20 protein-coding genes are annotated in these 23,504 nt (G+C 39.7%); 16 read left to right on the top strand and 4 right to left on the bottom strand.

Annotated elements, in window-relative coordinates:
* Window positions 1-98 precede the first annotated feature (98 nt).
* From ACZ1GV_RS08655 to ACZ1GV_RS08615, 9 genes are all read left to right on the top strand, one after another.
* Window positions 99-548, top strand: a complete 450-nt coding sequence (locus ACZ1GV_RS08655; protein WP_472673818.1) for a flagellar protein FlaG — start codon at window positions 99-101, stop codon at window positions 546-548.
* 39 nt (window positions 549-587) lie between these two features.
* Entirely contained in the window at window positions 588-1,979 is a 1,392-nt protein-coding gene (gene fliD / locus ACZ1GV_RS08650; protein ID WP_472673817.1) for a flagellar filament capping protein FliD, read from the top strand.
* Window positions 1,979-2,260, top strand: a complete 282-nt coding sequence (locus ACZ1GV_RS08645; protein WP_472673816.1) for a hypothetical protein — start codon at window positions 1,979-1,981, stop codon at window positions 2,258-2,260. The genes fliD and ACZ1GV_RS08645 overlap by 1 nt, the downstream gene beginning before the upstream one ends.
* A 33-nt stretch (window positions 2,261-2,293) precedes the next feature.
* Complete coding sequence (fliS, locus tag ACZ1GV_RS08640; protein ID WP_210562137.1) at window positions 2,294-2,671, top strand: flagellar export chaperone FliS; 378 nt, start codon at window positions 2,294-2,296, stop codon at window positions 2,669-2,671.
* 73 nt (window positions 2,672-2,744) lie between these two features.
* Window positions 2,745-4,316, top strand: a complete 1,572-nt coding sequence (locus tag ACZ1GV_RS08635; protein ID WP_472673815.1) for a flagellin N-terminal helical domain-containing protein — start codon at window positions 2,745-2,747, stop codon at window positions 4,314-4,316.
* A 97-nt stretch (window positions 4,317-4,413) separates the two neighbouring features.
* On the top strand, window positions 4,414-6,099 hold the full coding sequence (locus tag ACZ1GV_RS08630) for a flagellinolysin (protein ID WP_472673814.1): 1,686 nt from the start codon (window positions 4,414-4,416) through the stop codon (window positions 6,097-6,099).
* A gap of 118 nt (window positions 6,100-6,217) precedes the next feature.
* Entirely contained in the window at window positions 6,218-7,027 is an 810-nt protein-coding gene (locus ACZ1GV_RS08625; RefSeq protein WP_472673813.1) for a flagellin N-terminal helical domain-containing protein, read from the top strand.
* A 70-nt stretch (window positions 7,028-7,097) separates the two neighbouring features.
* Window positions 7,098-7,730: a DsbA family oxidoreductase gene (locus ACZ1GV_RS08620; protein WP_472673812.1), complete on the top strand. Its 633-nt coding sequence runs from the start codon at window positions 7,098-7,100 to the stop codon at window positions 7,728-7,730.
* Window positions 7,731-7,763: 33 nt separating this feature from the next.
* Window positions 7,764-8,216, top strand: a complete 453-nt coding sequence (locus ACZ1GV_RS08615) for a DUF2919 family protein (RefSeq protein WP_472673811.1) — start codon at window positions 7,764-7,766, stop codon at window positions 8,214-8,216.
* Window positions 8,217-8,243: 27 nt separating this feature from the next.
* Here the strand turns inward: ACZ1GV_RS08615 and ACZ1GV_RS08610 are convergent, their stop codons facing one another.
* On the bottom strand, window positions 8,244-9,872 hold the full coding sequence (locus tag ACZ1GV_RS08610) for a tetratricopeptide repeat protein (protein WP_472673810.1): 1,629 nt from the start codon (window positions 9,870-9,872) through the stop codon (window positions 8,244-8,246).
* Between the two features lie 205 nt (window positions 9,873-10,077).
* Between ACZ1GV_RS08610 and ACZ1GV_RS08605 the strand changes: the two genes are divergently transcribed.
* Window positions 10,078-11,355 carry an MFS transporter gene (locus tag ACZ1GV_RS08605; RefSeq protein ID WP_472673809.1) on the top strand — a complete coding sequence of 426 codons (1,278 nt, stop codon included), beginning with the start codon at window positions 10,078-10,080 and terminating at the stop codon, window positions 11,353-11,355.
* An 8-nt stretch (window positions 11,356-11,363) separates the two neighbouring features.
* On the opposite strand, the gene ACZ1GV_RS08600 is transcribed toward ACZ1GV_RS08605, so the two are convergent.
* Window positions 11,364-11,864: a lactoylglutathione lyase family protein gene (locus ACZ1GV_RS08600; RefSeq protein ID WP_210562145.1), complete on the bottom strand. Its 501-nt coding sequence runs from the start codon at window positions 11,862-11,864 to the stop codon at window positions 11,364-11,366.
* Between the two features lie 97 nt (window positions 11,865-11,961).
* Here ACZ1GV_RS08600 and ACZ1GV_RS08595 point away from each other — a divergent pair, with 97 nt between their 5' ends.
* The gene (locus tag ACZ1GV_RS08595) at window positions 11,962-12,846 is read left to right on the top strand and encodes a LysR family transcriptional regulator (protein ID WP_472673808.1); all 885 of its coding nucleotides are present in this window, start codon (window positions 11,962-11,964) and stop codon (window positions 12,844-12,846) included.
* 31 nt (window positions 12,847-12,877) lie between these two features.
* Here the strand turns inward: ACZ1GV_RS08595 and add are convergent, their stop codons facing one another.
* Complete coding sequence (add, locus tag ACZ1GV_RS08590; protein ID WP_472673807.1) at window positions 12,878-13,873, bottom strand: adenosine deaminase; 996 nt, start codon at window positions 13,871-13,873, stop codon at window positions 12,878-12,880.
* A 173-nt stretch (window positions 13,874-14,046) separates the two neighbouring features.
* On the opposite strand from add, the gene tkt reads away from it, so the two are divergent.
* From tkt to ACZ1GV_RS08575, 3 genes are all read left to right on the top strand, one after another.
* Window positions 14,047-16,038 carry a transketolase gene (gene tkt, locus ACZ1GV_RS08585; RefSeq protein ID WP_472673806.1) on the top strand — a complete coding sequence of 664 codons (1,992 nt, stop codon included), beginning with the start codon at window positions 14,047-14,049 and terminating at the stop codon, window positions 16,036-16,038.
* Window positions 16,039-16,175: 137 nt separating this feature from the next.
* Window positions 16,176-17,213, top strand: a complete 1,038-nt coding sequence (gene epd, locus ACZ1GV_RS08580; RefSeq protein WP_472673805.1) for an erythrose-4-phosphate dehydrogenase — start codon at window positions 16,176-16,178, stop codon at window positions 17,211-17,213.
* Window positions 17,214-17,330: 117 nt separating this feature from the next.
* On the top strand, window positions 17,331-18,494 hold the full coding sequence (locus tag ACZ1GV_RS08575) for a phosphoglycerate kinase (RefSeq protein ID WP_472673804.1): 1,164 nt from the start codon (window positions 17,331-17,333) through the stop codon (window positions 18,492-18,494).
* Window positions 18,495-18,679: 185 nt separating this feature from the next.
* Here the strand turns inward: ACZ1GV_RS08575 and pxpA are convergent, their stop codons facing one another.
* Entirely contained in the window at window positions 18,680-21,205 is a 2,526-nt protein-coding gene (gene pxpA / locus ACZ1GV_RS08570; RefSeq protein ID WP_472673803.1) for a 5-oxoprolinase subunit PxpA, read from the bottom strand.
* Between the two features lie 151 nt (window positions 21,206-21,356).
* Between pxpA and ACZ1GV_RS08565 the strand changes: the two genes are divergently transcribed.
* Both ACZ1GV_RS08565 and fba read left to right on the top strand, forming a co-directional pair.
* Complete coding sequence (locus ACZ1GV_RS08565; protein ID WP_472673802.1) at window positions 21,357-22,082, top strand: alpha/beta fold hydrolase; 726 nt, start codon at window positions 21,357-21,359, stop codon at window positions 22,080-22,082.
* A 182-nt stretch (window positions 22,083-22,264) separates the two neighbouring features.
* On the top strand, window positions 22,265-23,299 hold the full coding sequence (gene fba, locus ACZ1GV_RS08560) for a class II fructose-bisphosphate aldolase (protein WP_472673801.1): 1,035 nt from the start codon (window positions 22,265-22,267) through the stop codon (window positions 23,297-23,299).
* Window positions 23,300-23,504: the final 205 nt, after the last annotated feature.

The following is a 23,504-nucleotide window of genomic DNA, read 5'->3' as shown; positions in this document are numbered from 1 at the left end:
ATGACGACTAATAAAAGTTAGTCGTCTATACTAAAACCAATGGCAGTTTACTGACCATTGGTTTTGTGGTTTAAGCAGTTGATAAAATGGTGATTACAATGAATACTATCAACGCTGCTTCTACAGCAGCAATTCAAAATCAAGAACGGTCTGGCGCAAGTCAAGCCACCGACCTTAACAAAAAAGCAGAGACGCAAGCGATTGCGAACAAAGCAGTGTCGGACGTGAATGGCGTTGAGTCGGTGGAAGCAATAGCCGGAAAAGAGCAAACCAGTAAGGTCGTTAAAGAATCGCAAGCGGATGATGAACAACAAGTTTTAGAAGAAGTGGCATCTAATTTGCAGAACTTTGTTAATTTAATTGATAAAGAATTAAAGTTTACGGTCGATACAGAGACAGGTAGGCAAGTTGTTACAGTTAAAGATGGAACCAATGGTGAAATAATTCGCCAAATACCATCTGAAGAAGTTTTAAAACTGGCACAGAATCTTGCGAAAATTACTGATGTCTTCCATGTTTCTGGAAATATATTAGAAACAAAAGTATAGGCAATCATCAGTAGTATATTAATTTGACGGGGGCTTATTATGGCTGGATTATCTTCACCTGGTATTGGTTCAGGATTAGATGTAACGGGAATCGTTACAGGCTTAGTTCAATCAGAAAAAGTACCTTTTGATGCGCGTATCGCTCAACAGGAAGAAAAAGCAACCGCAAAAATTACTGCTTTTGGTAGTTTAGTTAGCGCCGTGTCAGCATTTGAAGACGCTGCCAAAAAGCTAAACGATGCAAATAACTTCGAATTAAACAAAATCTCACCCACTTCAAATGAATTTTTTAGCACGTCGGTAACTTCTGAGGCCGCACCAGGCTCGTTTAAGGTAGAAGTTGTTTCTATTGCTCAAGGTCAAAAACTCACGTCGGGTGGGTATGCTGAAACGGATACCGTAGGCTCTGGAACAATGAGTTTAACGGTGAACGGTTCTACGCTTGATTTAACTTTAGATGGTACTGAGACGCTCAGGGATCTAAAAGATAAAATTAATGAAGCTGATGGTAATCCAGGTGTTACCGCTTCTATAGTGACAGACAATGATGGTCAGCACCTTGTTTTTACTAGCGATGATATTGGATTAGATAATGCAATTACAATCGCTGTTGCTGATTCAGATGGCAATGACACCGACAATTTAGGCTTGTCAAAATTTGCGTTTAATGGCGTAGACACAGCTGACATGCAACAAACTCAAGAACCCAAAGATGCAGAAATACTCATCGATAACTTTTTACGTGTGACGCAAAGTAGTAACTTATTTACTAACGCAATTGAAGGCGTATCAATTAACGTATTAAAAGCGAATGATGTAGGTGATAACAACGCCATTACCGTTAGCCAAGATAAATCTCAAGTAGGAGAAGCGCTGGCTGAGTTTGCATCGTCATACAATAAGTTTCTAGAAACATCTATATCATTAGGGCGTGTTAATACTGACTCTAAGATTGTCGGAAAATTAGTTGGCGAGTCACTTCTTCGCTCATTAACGGCCCAAGTAAAAAATATATTAAGCTCGGCAGATAGTTCATCTGGTTTAAGTCTTGCTGCCCTTGGAATTACAACAAACCGTGACGGCACCCTAGATGTCGATGAAAAAGTTTTAAAAGAAGGTGTTGATAATAACTTTGACGCAGTAAAAGACTTGTTTGTAGGTGATAATAGCGTCATGGGCAAACTAACAGATACGTTAAAAGGCTACACTGGCGGTGATGGTTTAATACAGGTAAAAATTGACAGTTATAAAACATCTTTAGACAGACTTGAGGATGAACGCGCTAAATTTGCAGAAAAAATGACAGCGCTAGAAAATAGATTATTTAGCCAGTTTAACGCGATGGATTTGTTAGTTGGCCAGTTGAACTCGACCGGAAGCTACTTGGCTGCTCAGCTCGAAAATCTTCCTGGCGTAGTTAGGAAAGACTAATGGGCTCATTTTTAACATCACTTGAAGCAGACTTTAAATCAGCGATGGAATCAAACGATATTGCAAGTATCGAAAGTATCCTAGTTGATTTTGATAAAACATCTAAAGAAGCAATTAATTCTGAAAATGACGTTGTTAAAAAAGAAGAGTTAATTAGAGCGTGTATTAGACTGCATGACGAGTTTGAGTTGAGTTTATTAACAACTAAAAAACAGATCCAAGAACAAATGCATAGTGCCAAGACAAATGGCAAAAAGATTAACAAATATCTAAACGTATAATTAGTATATTGAAAAACAAAGAAGAGAGTAGGTATGCGCAGAGCAATTAAAATGTATAACCATATGAATGCTCAGACACAGTTAACTGACGCGTCACCGCATAAAGTTATACAACTGTTGATGGCTGGTGCTATAGATAGGTTAATTAAAGTATCAGCAATGATGGAAAATGGCAGTGGCAATTATCATGACACCCTTGCTAACGCAATTGACATTATTTTAGCGTTAAACAGCGCATTGGATATGGAAAAGGGTGGCGAGATCTCTGAAAATCTAAATGCACTATATGATTACATGCAACTTCAATTAGTTCAGGCCAATATTGAAAAAGATCACAAAAAGGTTGATGAGGTTGTTGACCTAATTAAAACGATTAAAGAAGGCTGGGATCAAATATCTGATCAAGCATAATTTTTATAAAGAATTGGCATGAATATTCCATAGAGTAACCCTAAACGGGTTACTTTTTTTTTGGAATTTTGTAATGCAAATAATGACAAATGCCACTGCAATAAAACTTGGAAATGAAATTTCATCTAATTCATTATCCTTATCAGATAGAATGAGCACACTTAGTAGTGGTAAACGAATTCAGTCTGCGTCAGATGACAGTGCAAACTTACAAATTTCCAACCGTCTAAATAAGATGGGCATGGGTTACCAAGTGGCAATACGCAATGCCAACGACGGTATTTCAGTGATGCAAACCGCCGAAGGTGGTATGCAAGAAAGCACAAAGATACTGGGCCGGATGCGAGACCTGTCTATTCAAGCCGCGAATGCGACAAACCAAAGTAGTGATTTAAAATCGTTAAATGATGAGTTTACTCAACTCAAACAAGAGTTGAATCGAATTGCAGAACAAACGACGTTTGGTGGCCAGAATATATTAAATGGCTCATTTGGCGTGCAAGCCTTTCAAGTTGGCGCGGAAGCAAATGAAATCATCAATGGCACTCTGACGTCTGTATATCCTGAAGATATGCAACTATTTGAGTTTACAGCAGCAGGTCAGGCGCTTGGAGGCATATATACCGGTGCAAGTTTAGGCGCTGCTGATTCGGCATTATCGTTAAACGGGTTTGGAAATGGGGCACCTGGGGCAAGTAGTGAAATTATCACTATTAATGGCTTAAAGTCAGATACTGTGCAATTAAATTCATCAGAGTCCGCAAAAGAAATGTCTAACAAGATCAATGCAGCCTTTAGCGATACAGGTGTAAAAAGTGAAGCAGTGAATAATGTAAGCTTACATATACACAGTGGTATCGCCAGTGGACGCGCAGCCTTTGAACAAGGTGAGCAAGTCGAGTTTGATATCGGCAATGGGCAAAATATTGCCACGATATCGTTTACCGCGACGGGGGACTACGGCAATGATTTAGCGTCATTAATGAACAAAGTCAACGAACAAGCTGCAGTTACAGGTATCGGTGCAAAGATTAACAGTAAGGACAGTTCGTTAACGCTAACAAGCGTAAGTGGCGATAACATTAGTATTTCTAATTTTAACGAAAGCTCAGAAACAGTAAATAATGTGTTAGAGATAGGCTCGTTGGACAAAAATGGCAACACAAATAATACTACCTCTATCAATAATGATGGCAGCAGTGCAATAGTTCGCGGTTATGTGTCATTTTTCGCACCAACAGGGGATAGCTTTTCTATTAGCTCAAATGCTGACTTTGGCATCATCCATAACGGTCTTGGCACGAGCGGAAACAATGAATTTGCGTCAACGATCAGTGTTTCAGAAGTGAATATATTAACCCAAGCGAATGCACAATCCGCAATCTCTGTTATTGACGCAAGTTTAGCCACAATAGATCGCGCAAGGGCAACTGTGGGGGCGATTACAAATCGATTAGCGTCTACGGTTAATAATCTTGCCAATGTATATGAAAACACGGAGGATTCGCGTTCACAATTAGTTGATGCCGATTACTCAAAGGAAGCGGCAGAGTTGGCAAAGTTGCAAGTCACGCAACAGGCCTCAACAGCTATCCTAAGCCAGGCAAACTCTATTCCTCAACAGGCAATTTCATTGCTCGGTTAAGCCTTGTAAAAAACTTTAATTAAAAATATAAAAAACACTAAAGTATAAAATTTAACCGCCGATAAGAATGTTAACGAATTTTTATCGGTGGCTTTGCATGCAAATCCAAACTAACATTAATGCGCTACAAATCAGCTCTGTGTTTCGACGAAACACGGATGCGCTGACTAGTACGTATGAAAAGTTAGCCTCCGGTTCTAGAGTAAATTCATCTGGTGACGACGCTGCAGGCATGCAAATTTCAAATCGATTGAATGCTCAAATACGGGGTTACGGAGTTGCTATTCGAAATGCCAATGATGGTATATCAATGCTGCAAACCGCAGAGGGTGCCCTTCAAGAGTCCACCAATATTCTTCAACGTATTCGTGATATTGCCGTCCAGTCCTCAAACGCCACTAATACGGTCGTCGATCGTAAAGCGCTAAATGAAGAAGTGGTTGCATTAAAACAAGAACTCAATCGAATTAATGAAACAACTACATTTGGTGGTCAACGGCTATTTGAAGATGCACCAAATTCCAGGGTTCCTGGTGAATACGACGACAGACTAGCATATTTACAAACGTGGTTAGCGGAACCTGAACTAAGGATCAGTGAATATTTTGGCATTGATCCAAAGGCCTTGCCTATGGCCGTTACATTCACACCAGATATCGCAAGTGGCGCATTAGCCACGGTATCCTCGGGGACGTTTGATGCGCAGGGTCGTGCAACCGCAGTGACACTTGACATATCATTAGCGGATATCAGTTTTAATCCTGCTAATGGACCAAGTGGTAATGATGCTGGTGGTGGTGTGTTCGCCGATAGAATTATTGCTCATGAAATGGTTCACGCAGTGCAGTTCGCGAACTGGAATTTGGGTACGCCTGGCGCAGTTGCTACTTGGTTTGTTGAAGGTTCTGCAGAATTAATTCACGGTGCCGATGAGCGACTCGCAGGAGACGGTAAAGCCGCTGTTACCGCAGTCAACCTAAGTGGTGCATGGGGTGGTTCTTCAGCGGAATACAGTGCAGGCTTTTTAGCGACAAGATATATGCACGATGCTATTAAAGCGAACGGCGGCGAAGGCATCAAAGAGGTTATGCAAAATTTAGCAACCGGCAATAGTGGTGCACCTATGACTTTAGACCAAGCGTTGGCGGCTGAAGGTACTTGGGCGAGTGAAGCTGATTTTATTGCTGACTTTGACGCTAATAAATCAACGTTTTGGGATACTGATATTAACTTAACCAACGATGATACCGGCGCTATTGGCGGGCGCGATGCAGATCAAGGTGCGGTATTAAATTCCGAGGACATCTTTGCTAATGCAGTATCTAGCCGCGAATATAGCTCCTTTATTGAAGATTTAGCGGAACCAAATTTACGTCCAGGATCTGGTTCTACTGTATTTACTTTTCAAATTGGTGCGAACGCAAATGAAACCTTATCGGTCAGAACAAATTCATTTGGAACCACTTCATTAGGTATTAAAGATTTATCGGTAACCTCTTTTGCAAGCTCACAAAGAGCTATTACAGAAGTTGATAAGGCACTAGCGTTAATCGATTTTGAACGTTCCAATTTTGGTGCTGCAATGAACCGTATGGAAAGCACTGTTAACAACTTAAACAACCAAAAAGAAAACTTATCCGCATCTTTTTCAAGAATAAGAGACACTGATTTTGCGCAATCAACTGCAGATTTATCTCGGTTACAAATTATTCAGCAGGCATCTGCTTCCTTATTAAGTCAAGCCAATCAGTCGGGAAGATTAGCGCTCAGCTTGCTAAGTTAAAACCCTATACATCAGAGCTTTCACCTCGCTACTTCTATACAACTCATAAATCCCTAGCCTTGTGTAAATTTAAATCACTTCTTATACTTAAGTAAGCCTTTTATTAGGGAGCGCAATCATGAAAATTAACTCTGGTTCACCAAATTTTAATGCGAATAACATTAATAGTGTCAAAGAGCAGCAAGAAAAGTCTCTTGAAAGATTAGTTACAGGCTTAAAAATCAACTCGGCCGCAGACGATGCCGCTGGGTTGCAAATTGCCAATCGGTTGTTTGCTCAGGCCTCAGGAACGCAGGTGGCTATTCGAAACGCCAATGATGCTTACAGTTACGCCTCGGTGGCTGATTCTGCATTGTCTGGAATAAATGATGCGTCTCAGCGAGTTAATGAACTGTCGCTACAAGCTGCAAATGGTACTTTAAATGCATCAGATAGACAGGCGATTCAGCAAGAAATTACCCAAATTCAACAGCAGGTTTCTGATATTCAAGCGAATACTAGTTTTGCGGGTCAATCACTGTTTGGTAGCTCCGAAAATAGAAACTTTCAAGTTGGTGCCAACGCAGGTCAGCAAATAGGGTTGAGTAGCCGTACTTTGAATGACCAAATCTCGCAGCTTAAAAGTATCGATGTCACTTCACAAAGTGGCGCTCAGCAAGGTATAGAAACTAGCCAAGCAGTTTCTGAACAGATAACCCAAAGCCGTGGCGAAATTGGAGCTTTTCAAAACAGAATAAGTTCTACGATTAATAACCTTAACAACACTTATGAAAATACAGAAGCGGCAAGAAGTCGTATTGAAGATACTGATTTTGCGCGTGAAACGGCAAATTTGACCCAGCAGGGGATCCGTTCGAACATATCGACTGCGATTGCAGCACAAGCCAATAGCGATAGAGCTATTGCCACCGCTTTATTAGGTGATTAATTACTGAGTTTAATCAGGTCGGAATGTAAATTGCTTAGGTATAGGCCTGTTAACTAATTGATAATTATAAATGATTAAAGTTGAATTCTGGCTAAATGCGTTTGATCCTTATTCTTACATAGCAAAACTGCACTTTGACCAAGCATTAGCGATGAGTCCTAGACTCAAATATGAAGTAAACTGGATCTGGTTTGCGGACGAAGACCTAGCGATAAGTCAGTCGATTAGCGATAATCTTGATAATAGCGGCTCAGAGTTTTCTATTTTCAAAAAGCTTGCAAACCAGTTTAAGCAGTCAGAAGTGTGGGCTCAGTTATTACTTGAAGATTTTTCTCAACAGGCAACGGCATTAAACCGGAATCTCGACGTAAAGGATGTCCAACCGGCTGAATCAATAGACTACGCCAAGATTATTAAAATGGTGGGCAACACCGTTCAGCAAGAAAAATTAATTAACTGGTTGTTTCAAAGTTATTGGGAAAAAGGCCACAGAATAACAGCAGAGGCAATTAGTGCAGAGTTTAGTTTTCCCGACGACGCAGGCAGTGCTGTTATCCAAAGCGTACAATATGACCAAGACCTAACACGTGAACTTGGAATTACTGAAGCTCCGTTTATGATAATAAATGAGGAGATTGGATTAGCAGGTATTCAGCCAATTGAACATTTAGTTGAAATACTTTCTATGGCACAATCAAACTAAGTTTCATATTATTCTATCTATTAGGCGCCGCGTTTGTATTACAACGATTTTGATTTGGATGGCAGGGTAAAGGTACCCGTTGGTTTTTATTTAGTTTTGCTTTATCTTCTGCGCGGTTATTTTATTTGGTTAATGTCATTGACTCACCGCCAGGATCCAACCTTAATTTTATCGCTTGTTTACAACGATAGTCGAACCTTCCTGTCCGCGCTTGTTATGGGCATTACGGCATTGATTGTTTATGCTTTATTTCTAAGTAAAGGTCGTATTATTAATCGCCTTGAATTAATGCTTTGGCGTTATGCGAACATCGCAATTTTACTTACGTTGCTAGTCGATTTAGGATTCCAGACCTATAGCTTTATTGGTAACGGACTCATAGCACATTGGTCGGCCCCGGCCATTTTTATTCTGGGTGTCTATTTAACATGGTACTGGCTGTCTTCTAAAAAAATTAAGCGTTTTTTTAGCAATTGGCTTCTATAGCTGAGACAGTGGCGCTTAATAAGCGCACTAAACTCTTTCTTCGGATAAAGAGGCCTTAATTTTATTATAACGAAGCGTTTGCTCATCATTGAGGTTTGCCGAATTAATTGTGTTTTTACATTGCTCGATTAATGTCTGAACATCACTTGAAGACAAGTCTAAAAATTGGCTTTCAGCAATAGTTTGCAGTAGGTTTAAGGCTATGGCTGGACTTTTAGGCATTACCCTAAAAGCTGTTTTGAACGCCTTTAACGCTTCATTTAACTTACCTCGAGTGTAAAAGCCTACAGCATTGTTGTTTAATTCTTTTGGTGATGATTTAACATCTTCCCGCAGTTGTTTTTCGGCATTGATAAACAGAGAAAAAAGCGGATTAGTTAACGATGCAGACTCTTTTACTATTTCACTAAAAACCTTTTCTGAGTCCCTATAAAAGCCTAGTTCATGTAAAGCTTTTGCAAAATCGAGCGCATCTTCCAGATCATCTACTACAAACTCGCTGTTATCATCAATTTTCATTTTAATTAAATGCTTCGCCTTTTCCGATTCATTCTTTAAGAAGTGAATACGAGCTGTTGCTATGTCTATTTGTTCATTTAAAGGTGTTTTTGGAAATTTTCGCTTTAAATTATCAAGTATGTGTTGGCTTTGCTGGGCTAATCTTGACACTTCAGTTTCGTTAAACGTGGTTAGGCCGTAGTCGATATTTGCCCGAATTGCATTGAGGTATAGCCCGGGAGCTTCATACATAGAATATCGTAAGTGGCGAATAATGTTATTACTGGCCAAATACTGAGATTCAAAGTCTTGCGTAATTCTAGCTAAATCGATTAGATGCTTTTGCCGTTCAATATTTCTAGGGGATAACAAGCTTGCGTTTTTTATGTAACGTAAAGCGCTCTCCCAGTCTTTGTCTTTTTCACATAAAAAAACGAGTAGATCCAAAGCTTGCAATTTTGTTGAAGGGTTATCAAGCAACTCTTCCAATAGATGTTTTGCTTCTGGAAGCCGATTTAGATGCATATAACATTCAATTAAACCGAGTTGCGCCCAAGAAAAATACCGAATTTTTAATACCGATTGATAAAAAGCTTCGGCCTTTTGCCAGTCTTTTTCTTGCTTTAAAATATTACCCTTTAGCCTAATTAAAAAAGGTGTCCAATTCGGATGTGAATTAGCGCTAATGTGCTGGTCAATGTGCTCTAACGCACCAGATATATTTTGTTTTTCAAGACACTCAAAAACAGGCTCAAAGGTTAGCTTTTTTGTTAATGCTCGTTGAATGCGAGACTCGAGTTGTTTTGAGGTAAAAGGCTTTAATAAAAAGTCATCGGGTTCGAGTTCTATAATACTTTGACTAAGTGAGATGTCGTTTTCTGAACTCATGAAAATGAAGGTGGTACTAATATGCATTAAACCCTGTTTGATAAAACGTTCAAAGAGTTGGTAGCCGTCGCTTCCTTTATTTAGTTCATAAGCACACAAAATCAATTGATATTGGCGTTTTTGCAATGCCTCTATCGCGAGGTGAGCACGATCGACAAAATCAATACGATCAAAACCTAAATGTTGTAATGAGTATTTAATATGGCTTTGAGCTAAAGACTGCTGCTCAACAACGAGTGCAGATAAATATTGATCTTTTAATTCGTCCATTACCTAATCGTGGTGAAAATTTAACCTTATATTCATAGTAGGAACTTTTTATCCTAATGAAAAGAACGAATGACAGGATTTGTAATTAAATCGTTAATTTTAGTGCTTTTCATAAGCTTATTTGTGTTAAGTATTAGTTTAATTGTGTGGCATTAGTTAAGTCTTACGAGCATAATTATTTTCTTATTTCTAATATGAGTTTGTTATGTTTTTGGGTTTGTCAGCAAAGTTATGGGTTGCACTGTGTGTTACCTTGTTAGCTTGTATGGGTTTGTCATTACCTTACCCTGTTTTAACGCCGTTGTTTATCGATGCTCCTATCACTGCGTTAAATTCTTACGCTGGGCTGTCGGGTGAAACTCTTCTAACAATTCTATTCGCAATTTATCCTCTAGGCATTTTTATTGGTAGTAGCTTTATTGGAGCACTATCAGATCGTTTTGGTCGACGACGAGTTCTTAGTCAAACTCTCATCATTTGCTTTTTCGGGTATCTAGTCTCCGCTTACGCATTATTCATTGAAGATTATTTTTTATTAGTTTTGAGCCGATTTTTAACCGGCATTACTGAGGGAAATATAGCGATTGCTCGAGCGATAGCTCTAGATATTGGCGAAGAGGCCGCGAAAGAAAAAAATGGCGAGCACAGTGATCTCGCGAGGCTTTCTGAAGAGAAAACTAGAGCCGTATCTTTAATAAACAGCGCTGTATTTGTAGGCTGGTTACTTGGACCATTGATAGGCGGTATACTGGCGCAATATGGCGCTCATTCAGCTATGTTTGCTGCTGCAACCGCCTCAATGTTATGCGTTGTGTTAGTGAAGGCGGTATTAGAAGAAAGTAATCACGATATACCAGAGTTTAAGATGTCGATACTCCAGTCGGCGTATAAGGAAAATTCCCTTCGATTAATAAAAGAGCCGTGGATGAGAAAGCTATTTTTCACTTATTTCTTTTATGCATTAGCAATGAATTTGTTTTATGAATTCTACCCAGTATGGTTAGTCGATACGCAAGGTTATGACTCGTTAGGTATTGGTCTTGCTACTACTAATATGACGATATTTATGACACTTACATCACTTTTTGTTGTAACCATAGTACAGAGAAAATTTGGCCTCTTAAAACCAATGCGCCGGGCGATGTTTGGTTTAGCTGTGATGTTATTTATTGTGCCATTTACTGCCGGCGTAAGTACGTTGATTGTGTTTTCAATAACAGGAATTCTAGTTGCAACATTTAACGGTTTATTACCTGTTTATATAAGTGAAAACCAATCAGGTAGAAAAAACGGTGCGGCGATGGGGTTATTAACGACGACATTTTGTATAGCTAATGTATTTGCAGCTGTTTGTGGCGGCGTGTTACTTCAGCTAAATTCGCAATGGCCGCTATTTTTATCATCAATGTTTTATATTGTGTCACTTACCCTGTTGTATCGATATTTTGTAGCCTCGATGGATAAAATCATCCAACGAGGCTAACGTTCAGGCTAATAAGCGCCAGCAGCGTAAGTTAATTCATAACTATGACTGTATATCTCTAGAATATTACCAAATGGGTCTTCCATATAAATCATGCGATATGGCTTTTCGCCCGGGTAATAGTATCTTGGTTTTTCCATGCGTTTTTTGCCACCGGCGGCAACAATTTTTTCAGCTAACTCTTCTAAGTTTGGGTCCTGAACACAAAAATGAAATATCCCCGTTTTCCAGTATTCAAAGTTGTTGTCAGGTTGTTGCTGGTTTTTAAATTCAAAGATTTCAACACCAATACGATCACCTGTTGATAGATGAGCAATTTTGAATTTTTCCCAGTTAGGACCAAAAACATCAGTACACATTTCACCAATTGCGGACTTGTCCTCGTTAATTTCCGTCGGTTCCATAATCAAATACCAGCCCAAAACTTCGGTATAAAATTTAACGGCTTTTTCCACGTCAGGCACTGAAATACCAATATGTGAAAAAGTTCTTGGATAGGTTGATGACATAATATATTTCCTTCTTGTTCATAAGATATGGTGTATTTTAGGGGTAAATGTCATAATTAAAAATTATCATTTGGAATCAAAATAAGAACACATAGAAATGATTAATCAGATTTGGTTGCGTACTTATTGCACGCTGGTTGATACCGGCCACTTTACAAAAACGGCAGAGCAGCTATGCATGACTCAGTCTGGCGTTAGCCAACAAATTAAAAAGCTTGAAGAGCAATTAGCCGTTCAATTGCTCATAAGAGAAGGAAAATCTTTTACGTTAACAAGTGCAGGGCAAGTGCTATATAAAAAAGGAATGGAGCTTCTAAGTTCTTTTAATGAATTAGAGCTAAGAATAAAAGAGGATAGCTCGACATTTGGGAATGTTTTATTGAGCAGCCCAGGCAGTATTGGCTTAAAGTTATATCCTGAACTTTTAGCTCTTCAACAAGCACACCCAAATTTAATTATAGAGTACGCGTTTGCGCCAAATCAGATGATAATTAAACAAGTTCAAAACAAGGAAATTGATATAGGCATTGTGACACGTAATTCTATGGAGCCTGATTTACACTTTAAAGCCATAGGACAGGAAGAGTTAGTGTTAGTCACACCTAAGAACACGACTAATCCAAGTTGGCAAAATTTAGAGCAATTAGGATTCATTGATCATCCAGATGCGTCCCATCACGCACAGCTTTTACTCGGTGCAAACTACGAGCAGTTTACTTCCATTACACAGTTTGCAGGCAAGGGCTTTTCTAACCAAATCGGCCTTATATTGGAGCCTGTGGCTTTAGGACTCGGCTTTACTGTATTGCCAAAATTTGCCGTGCACGCATTTAATCGTAAGAGGGATGTGGTAGTTCATGGGCTACAAAAGGCTGTATTTGAAACGATCTATTTAGTATCAAGTAAAAAGAATTATAAGACGAAAAGAGTTGTTTTTGTGGAGTCAAAGGTTGCAGAGTGTTTGAAAACAGAGGCGACTTAATTTCGCCTCTGTATAGTAGTTTGGCAAACACTTAACCTTTACTGTTTAATAAAGCTTGTTTTTCCGTTTCGGTCAAAAACGCAGCTTTTACGCCATTCTTTTGAATTTGGCTAAGCTCATCACTGTTGAAGCCTAATATTTCTTGCGCTACTTTATATTCGTTTAAAATATCAATATTTGATACGGCAGGATCATCCGTGTTTAAGAACACGTTAACGCCATGATTATAAAAAGTACGCAGAGGGTGCTTTTTAATATCGTCTATAGTGGCTGTTTGATAATTTGAAGTAGGGCAAGACTCAATAGAGATGTTATTTTCTACTAAGTAATCCATTAGTTTTAAGTCTTTTATAGCTGCAACACCATGACCAATTCGTGTCGCACCTAATAAGTTAATCGCGTCCCAAATACTTTCAGGGCCACGAGCTTCACCGGCGTGCACGGTAATATTTAAACCTGCGTCACGCGCCAATTTAAAGTGGTCAACAAACATAGTTGCCGGGAAATTAAACTCATCGCCTGCTAAGTCTAACGCAATTACTTTATCTTTATGCGCTAGGATAGCTTGTAACTCTTTCATACAAGTTTCAACGCCAAAGGTGCGGCTAAGAATACCAATTAGATTCGCTTTTACGCCAAAATCTCTGCTACCCGCGGCAACAGCATCAGCCACAACATTTACCACCTCAGCCATGTCTAAGTTATAGGCCATTGCCATATAGTGAGGAGAAAAACGCAGTTCGGTATAGTCAATTTGCTGGGCCTTAGCGTCGGCCATATTTTCATAAGCAACACGGTAGATAGCGTCATAATCAGCAAGTACAGACACGCCATAATCCAACTTTTGCAAAAAACCTAACAAATCTGATGACTGGCCTTGAATTTGGGCATGTGGCGTAAACTCTTCTAAGCTATTACCAGGCAGGTCAATATTGTGTTGTTGGGCAAGTTCCCAAACTGTTTTAGGTGCAATGTTGCCGTCTAAATGACGGTGCAGGTCAACCAAAGGAAGTTGAGTGTTGATCATGATTATCCATAAATGAGTGTTAACTAATTGCCGCATTATAACGCAATTGAAGTTTTTGTAATTAATAAAATTGACTTTAAAGCCATAATAAATACGCGATTGCCGTTGCTTTACGGAGTAAATTTAGGTCAAATAGCGACTTGCACAAAACCAATATAAATATAGGAATTAGCATGGCGTCGAGAACAGACCTAGCAAATGCCATTCGTGCTTTAAGCATGGATGCAGTTCAGAAAGCAAAATCAGGACACCCTGGTGCCCCAATGGGCATGGCCGATATCGCCGAGGTTCTATGGCGTGGTTTTTTAAAGCACAACCCAACTAACCCTAACTGGGCCGACAGAGACCGTTTTGTTTTATCAAATGGCCACGGCTCAATGCTAATTTATTCATTACTGCATTTATCAGGTTATGACGTTTCAATTGAAGACATTAAGAACTTCCGTCAATTGCACTCAAAAACTCCAGGCCATCCTGAGTATGGTTACACGCCAGGTGTTGAGACAACGACAGGTCCTTTGGGCGCTGGCGTTTCAAATGCCGTTGGTATGGCTATCGCAGAAAAAACACTAGCAGCACAGTTTAACCGCGACGAGCACAATATTGTTGATCACTTTACATACTGTTTCCTAGGTGACGGCTGTTTAATGGAAGGCATCTCTCATGAAGCATGTTCATTAGCGGGTACGTTGAAGTTAGGCAAGCTAGTTGCATTTTATGACGACAACGGCATTAGTATTGACGGCGAAGTTGAAGGCTGGTTTACCGACGATACCGCAGCTCGATTTAAAGCATATGGCTGGCATGTTGTTGAAAACGTAGATGGTCATAATCCTGACGCGATAGCAAATGCAGTGACTGAGGCGCAATCAATTATTGATAAGCCATCAATTATTATTTGCAAAACGACCATTGGTTTTGGTTCTCCAAATAAACAAGGTACTCATGATTGCCATGGCGCACCTCTTGGTGATGATGAAATAGCTGCAACTCGTGAATTTTTAAATTGGCCACATGCACCGTTTGAAATCCCTGCAGATGTTTATGAATTATGGGATGCAAAAGAAGCGGGTCAAGAAGACGAAAATACATGGAACGAACAGTTTGTTGCGTATAAAAACGCACACCCTGAACTAGCGGCAGAGTTTGAACGTCGAGTTATTCTTGGTGAATTACCTGAAGACTTTTCAGAAAAAGCATTCCAACTAGCATTAACGACTCAACAAAAAGCAGAAAGCTTAGCAACACGTAAAGCTTCTCAAAATACGATTGAAGCGTTTGCACCTTTACTACCTGAGCTACTAGGCGGCTCAGCTGACTTAGCTGGTTCTAACTTAACGCTTTGGTCTGGTTCAAAAGGTATTCAAGACGATGCTGCCGGCAACTACATTTTTTACGGTGTACGTGAATTTGGTATGAGTGGCATCATGAATGGTATTTCGCTTCACGGCGGTTTTATCAATTACGGTGCAACATTCCTAATGTTTATGGAATATGCTCGTAATGCCGTTCGTATGTCTGCGCTAATGGGTATTCAAAACATTTTTGTTTATACGCACGATTCAATTGGTCAAGGTGAAGATGGTCCAACGCACCAACCAATTGAGCAAATTGCTAACTTACGCATGACGCCAAATATGCATACGTGGCGTCCAGCCGATGGTGTTGAGTCTGTAATCGCATGGAAATCAGCACTTGAATATAACGAAGGGCCTAGCTCTCTAATTTTCTCTCGCCAAGGTCTTCCTTCGCAAGCTCGTACAGAGCAGCAAGTAGAAATGATTGAAAAAGGTGGTTACATCTTAGTTGATTCAGAGAGCGCTCCTGAAGTTATTTTAATTGCGACGGGTTCTGAAGTTGAGTTAGCCGTGAAAGCAGCTGCAGAGCTTAATGCAAGTGGCACAGCAACACGCGTTGTTTCTATGCCTTGTACGAATCTGTTTGACGAGCAAGATGAAGACTACAAACAACTTGTTCTACCAAATTCAGTAACAAAACGAGTTGCAATTGAAGCAGCACACGTTGATTACTGGCACAAATATGTTGGTTTTGGTGGTAAAGTTGTTGGTATGACAACGTTTGGTGAGTCTGCTCCAGGTGGCGAACTAATGAAACACTTTGGCTTCACTGTAGAAAACGTGATTAAAACTGTACAGTCACTGTAAATTTTAATTCGAGGCTTTTTACCAAGTCTCGTTCTACAATTTAATATTGTTAAAAAAGCGAGTATTATATGTGCTCGCTTTTTTTGTTTTCAGGGTAATGAGCTTTAGTTTGTGACTAAAGTATTTGGAATTTTTTAATGTCTGACAATCCTCGTCCTATTAATATCGCAATTAACGGTTTTGGCCGCATTGGTCGCAATGTGTTGCGCGCAATTTATGAAACAAATCGTAGCGCCGAATTTAACGTCGTTGCGATAAACGAAATAGCCGATCCTGAAGGCATTGCTCACCTATTAAAGTATGATACATCTCATGGTCGCTTTGGTTTTGACGTTCATTTAAATGAACAACAAAATTTAGTAGTTGATGATGATCATATTGAGCTTTTACATATTGAAGATTTAAATTCGTTACCTTGGAAGCTTTTGAAGGTAGACGTAGTTTTAGAATGTACTGGCGTTTTTAAGTCAAGAGAAGAGGGCGCATCGCATATTACATCCGGTGCACAAAAAGTTATATTTTCGCACCCAGCGGATCCAGATGTAGATAACACAATCATTTTTGGCATTAATCAAGATTCATTAACAAATGAACAAGATGTGATTTCAAATGGATCATGTACAACAAACTGTGTCGTGCCAGTGATTCAAGCTATCGATGATGCTTTTGGTGTAGACAGTGGCACTATAACCACTATTCACTCTTCTATGCATGATCAACAAGTTATTGATGCTTATCATCCAGATTTACGAAGAACGCGAGCGGCAAGCCAGAGTATTATTCCTGTAGACACTAAATTAGCTGCGGGCATTGAACGAATTTTACCTAAGTTTGCTGGTCGTTTTGAAGCCATTGCGGTTCGTGTTCCTACAATCAATGTGACGGCGATGGATTTGAGTTTAACCGTCAACACGGACGTTACTATTAACGATGTAAATCAAGCAATTGTGGCATCTTGTAATAATGGTCTTGCAGGAATATTAGGGTACACAGAAGAGCCTTTAGTTTCTGTTGACTTTAACCATGATCCGCATTCCGCAATTGTAGATGGCAATCAAACACGCGTTAGCCATAAAAGGTTAATCAAGCTTCTTGTATGGTGTGACAATGAATGGGGCTTTGCCAATAGAATGTTGGATACAACCGCCTCTTTAAAACCATTTTTGAAGCTTTAAACAAGCGAACTTAAACGTTTAGTTACTATGTTAAGTTATGGGCTTGCTTGATATAAATAATTAGAACCCAATTTAAACAATAAAATTATCGATATAAACAGAGTTGAAGGATTTGAAATGACAGTAATCAAGATGATGGACTTAGATTTAGCCGGTAAAACCGTACTGATCCGTCAAGACCTAAATGTGCCAGTTCAAAATGGTAAAGTGACCTCTGCTGTTCGCATTGACGCTTCTATTCCGACTATTCAAGCAGCATTGGATAAAGGCGCTAAAGTATTAGTAATGTCTCATCTGGGACGACCAACGGAAGGTGAATACAATGAAGAATTCTCTTTACAGCCTGTTGTTGATAATTTAAATGAAAAGTTAAGCGCACCAGTATCGTTAGCTAAAGACTACCTAAACGGCGTTGTTGCTAAAGAAGGTGAAGTGGTTGTTTTAGAAAACGTGCGTTTTAACATTGGTGAAAAGAAAAATGCTGATGAGCTAGCAAAGCAGTATGCTGCATTGTGTGATGTGTTTGTAATGGACGCGTTTGGCACTGCTCACCGCGCCCAAGGCTCAACTCACGGCGTCGCAAAATATGCGCCTGTTGCAGCAGCAGGTCCTTTATTAGCAGCCGAACTAGAAGCATTAGGTAAAGCTTTAGATAATCCAGCGCGTCCTTTAGTGGCGATTGTTGGTGGCTCAAAGGTATCTACAAAACTAACGGTACTTCAATCACTGTCTACAATTTGTGACCAACTTATTGTTGGTGGCGGCATTTCAAATACATTTGTTGCTGCTCGTGGTTATAACGTTGGAAAGTCATTGCACGAAGCAGACTTAATTCCTGAAGCTAAACGTTTAATGGCTGAACTTGATATTCCCAATGTGACTGACGTTAGAGTCGCGACTGAATTTTCAGATACGGCCGAAGCTGTCATAAAAGATGTATCTGAAGTTCAAGACAATGAGCAAATTTTAGATTTAGGTCCGGAATCAGCACAAGCTTTAGCAGACATATTAAAGAATGCAAAAACAATTCTTTGGAATGGCCCTTGTGGCGTATTTGAGTTTGATAATTTTGCTAAAGGCACAGAAGTGGTTGCGCAAGCGATTGCAGAAAGTGATGCATTCTCAGTTGCTGGTGGCGGAGACACGTTAGCGGCAATTGATAAATATGGCTTATCAGACAAAATTTCATACATCTCTACTGGTGGCGGCGCCTTCTTAGAGTTTGTTGAAGGTAAAGTGTTACCTGCCGTTGAGATTTTAGAGCAACGCGCTAAAGCTTAATCTAAATTTAGGCAGCAATAATTGTTTGTGTTCAGGCTCGATAATAAAAGCTTGAACACAAACTCTTTCAGCTAAGACTTTCAAAACTCAAAACTCAAAACTCAAAACTCAAAACTCAAAACTCAAAACTCAAAACTCAAAACTCAAAACTCAAAACTCAAAACTCAAAACTCAAAACTCAAAACTCACGTGGCGCTGAGTGATGTTGCTTTAAAGCGAATATGAGTCCCAGGTCTTGCTTGCGCTAGCTTATTAACACCCTCATGACTTAATGTTCCAACTTTGGGATAACCACCTAACGTTTGACGATCAGCCATCATGACAATTGGCATGCCATCTGGTGTTATTTGAATCGCACCAAGTTGTATACCTTCAGGTGAAATGGAAAGCGTATGTTTTAATTCGTTGTTGCTAGTATCAGCGCGCTTGATTGGCTCTGCGCTTTTCATTGTATGTGCGCTGTTAATTGGCTGTAGTCGTACTCCCATTCGATCAGAGTCGGCTGAAACCTGAAAGGTTGTTTCAAAAAAGCTAGCTAGCAATTTACTGTTTTCGACTACCAGTTCAAAAGCATGGCTACTAGTTACAACCTCTAGCTCTAATCGTTGTGGATAACTTGGCACATGTTTAAAAGATAACGAGCGAATGTTTGTGCCTTCTTTACTTCTTTCCGCGATCCCATTGTTGTCACCGTTGGTAGTGGGTGCTTTCCCAATTAAAATATTATTGGTTTTAAGGACTGTGCCTAATTGTTCTCTTGTGCAAGTTGAAACGCTACCAAAAGAAGTCTCACTTAAAAATCCACCTGCAACCGCTAAATATACTCGTAACCCTGTTTTGGCGTAGCCTAGTTTTAAACGCTGGCCTACGGTTACTGGAATAATTTGCCATTGAGGTATACTTTTATCGTCGAGTAAGCATTTTACTTCTGCCCCTGTTATGCAAACAAACCCGTCACTTAGACACTCAAATTCAGCATTGCCAAGCGTAATTTCAATACAAGGTTCATTGCGATTATTGCCTAACAATTTATTCGCCCAATAAAAAGCGGTCTTGTCGATTGCGCCCGATGTTGTGATGCCAAACTGAGAGACTTGATGTCTGCCGGAGTCTTGCATCGTACTAAGTGCGCCGCTTTTAATCACCTTTAAAATTGGGCCATGAATGTTGTCCACTTGGTGCAAGTTTGTATTTGTTGTTTTAGAGCGGTTGGTGCTTGGCTTCTTTTCAGAATCAGAATCAGAATCAGAATCAGTGTATTGAGCTTTTAGCTTATTGAATTCAGCTAAATCAACTTCATAAAATGAAACACTGTCGCCAGTTTTATAAGGGATAGGGCAATTGTCGTTTAAAGGATCAAATAGTGGTATTGGACATTGGCCAATAATATTCCATCCGCCGGGCGACGATTGCGGATATATTGCAGTCATGTCTTCTGCTATTGCTACCGAACCGGCCGGTAAACGTGTTCTCGGCTGTTTATGTCTTGGTATTTGCAATTGCTTTGGGATACCTTTTAAGTAAGCAAAACCCGGGGCAAAGCCAATAGCGCCAACCTCATAAGTTGAACTAAGATGCAGGTCAATTATTTGTAGCTTTGTCAGCCCAGTATTTTTAACAATATGAGGCATATCCAACGAGACTTCATCACCATAATAAATAGGCAATTTTATATTGTTCACTTTTTGATTTTGGTGTTCGGTCAGCAGATTTTTTGCTAAACAAAATGCTTGATATAACAACTTTTTGACGCCTTCTTGAGCCAAAGTTGATTCAATTAACAGCGAGTTAAAAGCGATAGTGCTTACTTGAAGCGATTCATGAAACTGACTGTCCAGTTCATTTTTGAGCTGAACCAATGATAATTTGCTGTTAGGAGCCAACCTAAAAATGAATGAAGTGGGCGTCAAAATATCAAGGATTAACTCGCTATCGATACTTAGTTTTAGCAGTTTTATTTCACTAGCTGCTTGCGGGTTATCACCATGCACGCAAATAGAAGTTGCCGAAATCTTTACCGGTAAACCTTGATTATCAATGACGCCTGTATGCACTTTTAACATTTGAATTTGTTGAAGGGCATCTAAAAAATGAAGTTGTGCTTGTGGGTTCTTTGAACCGTCTTCTAGAAAACGAGGAGTCAGTTGGCCATTTGCTAAGTATCGCCTATCTGCGAATGCTTCATAGATCAATGTAACGGAGTATTGTTCGGCAAGACTAACAACAAAATCCGGCGCCGAGGACAATACCATGAGCGACAATTTGTTATCTGGGTAGGTAAGGTTAACCTCTGCAACGGTTTTAATTACGGACTCTGCTATCTCATTATCTTTCACTAAATCGTTGTACAAGGCTCCATGTGGTTTCACATAACGAGGTAAATACTGTTCCGTTCGTGCAATGTTAAGAAAACCGGTTATTTGCTTGTTTAAACTATTATTGAGTTCTTGCGGTGACAGTTTAACGCTTAAACGGCCAAAGTTTTGTTTATCTGGGTAGCTAGGGTGCGCGCCAATAATTACGTTATAACTTTTTGCTAATCGGATGGTTTGTGCAATTGTCTCTTTATTTCCGGCGTGACCGCCACAAGCAATATTTGCCATATTAATGTGAGGCATAACAGTGTGCTCTACACTGTTTGGCGTTATTGACTCGGTTTCACCTAAGTCACAGTTCAAAGACATTTTATTATTTTCATTCCGCAAAGTCATTTAAGGTGCTGTATCCATTTTATTTAATAAATAGCGACGACTATCGTTTTACTCTAGCCAATGCCATTATAGGCTTAAAAGTAAGACGGTGTGAATTGTAAGAGAAGCGAATTGCAAAGGGTATGAATTGAAAAGGATGACTGACTTTTAAATGAAAACAAAATTAGTGTTAATTCCGGGTACACAATGTGACTCTAGGTTGTGGGACAAACTTCGTTCTCAATTATCTTCCGACTTAGAGCCGACACACTTTGAGATACCTAAACTGCCGATTAATGAGGTGTTATTAAAGCTGCATAAAATCATAGAGGGCGCTGTGGCTGATGGGCAACCTGTATTCTTGTTAGGTTTCTCGTTGGGAGGTTATATCGCGTCATCTTATTTAGCGTCGCTTAATGAAGGTGATTTAACGCTTGATAGCGCAGTTAATATTCAGTTTTTTATTTGTTCCAACACACCAACTGCCTTACCCAGTCGAGAGTTGAGGCAACGCAGAAGGATCATCCAAAACATAGATGCAAAGCCCTACTCGGGCGCAAGCAACAGTCGAGTGAAATACATGTTGGATGAAATTCATCACGATGATGAAAGTATGATTCAACTTATTCAGTCTATGGATCAAAAGCTAGGGGTTGAAAGCCTAAAGCATCAATTGAGTTTTACAGGAGAGCGCCGGGATTTGAAAGGTGTGTTTTTGAATGTAATGAGTCAATTTTCTATTCAATTTTTGGCCAGTGACGCTGACCCTTTATTAAATTATGAATGGCTTGAGACTTTGCCTTCTTCGATAAAGGTTAAGCTGTGCAAAGGGTGCAGGCATATGTTGCCGTTAGAGCGTCCAGACTTTATCGCTGACGCAGTAAATGCAGCAATTTGAACAGGATAAGTCTCGAAAAGCTTATTTGAAAATAAACGCTATGTATAAAATAGCTTCCAAATTTTAATCTACAATTAAAAGAAATTGAAAAAGATGAAAGACATTTTGAAAGTCGTTCTGTAGAATTACGAAATAGATTACAAAAACTTTCAACACGATGAGAAATTCGATAGGAGTGGAATGTGGCTTTAATTTCAATGCGCCAACTTTTGGACCATGCAGCCGAGTATGGTTATGGTGTACCAGCGTTTAACGTTAATAACTTAGAGCAAATGCGCGCCATTATGGCCGCTGCGGACAAAACAAACAGTCCGGTTATTGTTCAAGCGTCAGCCGGTGCTCGCAAATATGCAGGTGCGCCGTTTTTACGTCATTTGATTTTAGCTGCAATTGAAGAGTTTCCTCATATTCCTGTTTGTATGCACCAAGACCATGGTACGTCTCCAGCGATTTGTCAGCGCTCAATTCAATTAGGTTTTTCATCAGTCATGATGGACGGTTCACTAATGGAAGACGGCAAAACACCGTCTGATTACGACTATAACGTTGATGTGACACGTCGTACAGTTGAAATGGCTCACGCTTGTGGTGTATCTGTTGAAGGTGAACTAGGTTGTTTAGGCTCTTTAGAAACTGGACAAGCGGGTGAAGAAGACGGTGTTGGTGCTGAAGGTATTCTGACTAAAGAACAAATGCTTACAGATCCTGAAGAAGCGGCTGACTTTGTTGCGAAAACTAATGTTGATGCGTTAGCGATTGCCTGTGGTACGTCACATGGTGCTTACAAATTCACTCGTCCACCAACAGGCGATATTCTTGCGATTGACCGCATTAAAGCGATTCATGAAAGCATTCCAAATACGCACTTAGTTATGCACGGTTCGTCTTCTGTTCCTCAGGAATGGTTAGCAATTATCAATGAATTTGGTGGCGAAATTCCAGAAACATATGGGGTTCCAGTTGATCAAATCGTTGAAGGTATTAAATACGGTGTTCGTAAAGTTAATATTGATACAGATTTGCGTTTAGCTTCTACGGGCGCGGTTCGTAAATTCCTTGCTGAAAACCCAAGTGAGTTTGACCCTCGTAAATACCTAGCTAAAACTATCACTGCGATGCAGGATATTGTTGAAGCGCGTTATGAAGCGTTTGGTACAGCAGGTCATGCTGACAAAATTAAAGTTATTTCTCTAGAAAACATGGTATCTAAGTACTAATTTTTTATTAGATATTTTTACTTTCGATACAACTAGAAAGCTTTGTGCTTGATTTGTTTAAATGTTAAACAATTGAAGTTCAGAGCTTTTTTATTGCCTGAGAATAATAGAAATGTCTTAATCTCTAAAAATAATACAGTTGACGGCAGGGGTACAACACTTGATTAGATTCAAAAATTTAAGCTTTGATGTCTGAGCGGTTTGG

The organism is Psychrosphaera sp. HA2-10, from assembly GCF_055693745.1.
This window is presented reverse-complemented; position numbering and strand designations above follow the sequence as displayed.

Excerpts from the sequence above, each read along its gene's own strand:
- ACZ1GV_RS08655 (WP_472673818.1), top strand. The coding sequence starts at position 99 with ATGAATACTATCAACGCTGCTTCTACAGCAGCAATTCAAAATCAAGAA.
- fliD (WP_472673817.1), top strand. The coding sequence starts at position 588 with ATGGCTGGATTATCTTCACCTGGTATTGGTTCAGGATTAGATGTAACG.
- ACZ1GV_RS08645 (WP_472673816.1), top strand. The coding sequence starts at position 1,979 with ATGGGCTCATTTTTAACATCACTTGAAGCAGACTTTAAATCAGCGATG.
- fliS (WP_210562137.1), top strand. The coding sequence starts at position 2,294 with ATGCGCAGAGCAATTAAAATGTATAACCATATGAATGCTCAGACACAG.
- ACZ1GV_RS08635 (WP_472673815.1), top strand. The coding sequence starts at position 2,745 with ATGCAAATAATGACAAATGCCACTGCAATAAAACTTGGAAATGAAATT.
- ACZ1GV_RS08630 (WP_472673814.1), top strand. The coding sequence starts at position 4,414 with ATGCAAATCCAAACTAACATTAATGCGCTACAAATCAGCTCTGTGTTT.
- ACZ1GV_RS08625 (WP_472673813.1), top strand. The coding sequence starts at position 6,218 with ATGAAAATTAACTCTGGTTCACCAAATTTTAATGCGAATAACATTAAT.
- ACZ1GV_RS08620 (WP_472673812.1), top strand. The coding sequence starts at position 7,098 with ATGATTAAAGTTGAATTCTGGCTAAATGCGTTTGATCCTTATTCTTAC.
- ACZ1GV_RS08610 (WP_472673810.1), bottom strand. The coding sequence starts at position 9,872 with ATGGACGAATTAAAAGATCAATATTTATCTGCACTCGTTGTTGAGCAG.
- ACZ1GV_RS08605 (WP_472673809.1), top strand. The coding sequence starts at position 10,078 with ATGTTTTTGGGTTTGTCAGCAAAGTTATGGGTTGCACTGTGTGTTACC.
- ACZ1GV_RS08600 (WP_210562145.1), bottom strand. The coding sequence starts at position 11,864 with ATGTCATCAACCTATCCAAGAACTTTTTCACATATTGGTATTTCAGTG.
- ACZ1GV_RS08595 (WP_472673808.1), top strand. The coding sequence starts at position 11,962 with ATGATTAATCAGATTTGGTTGCGTACTTATTGCACGCTGGTTGATACC.
- add (WP_472673807.1), bottom strand. The coding sequence starts at position 13,873 with ATGATCAACACTCAACTTCCTTTGGTTGACCTGCACCGTCATTTAGAC.
- tkt (WP_472673806.1), top strand. The coding sequence starts at position 14,047 with ATGGCGTCGAGAACAGACCTAGCAAATGCCATTCGTGCTTTAAGCATG.
- epd (WP_472673805.1), top strand. The coding sequence starts at position 16,176 with ATGTCTGACAATCCTCGTCCTATTAATATCGCAATTAACGGTTTTGGC.
- ACZ1GV_RS08575 (WP_472673804.1), top strand. The coding sequence starts at position 17,331 with ATGACAGTAATCAAGATGATGGACTTAGATTTAGCCGGTAAAACCGTA.
- pxpA (WP_472673803.1), bottom strand. The coding sequence starts at position 21,205 with ATGACTTTGCGGAATGAAAATAATAAAATGTCTTTGAACTGTGACTTA.
- ACZ1GV_RS08565 (WP_472673802.1), top strand. The coding sequence starts at position 21,357 with ATGAAAACAAAATTAGTGTTAATTCCGGGTACACAATGTGACTCTAGG.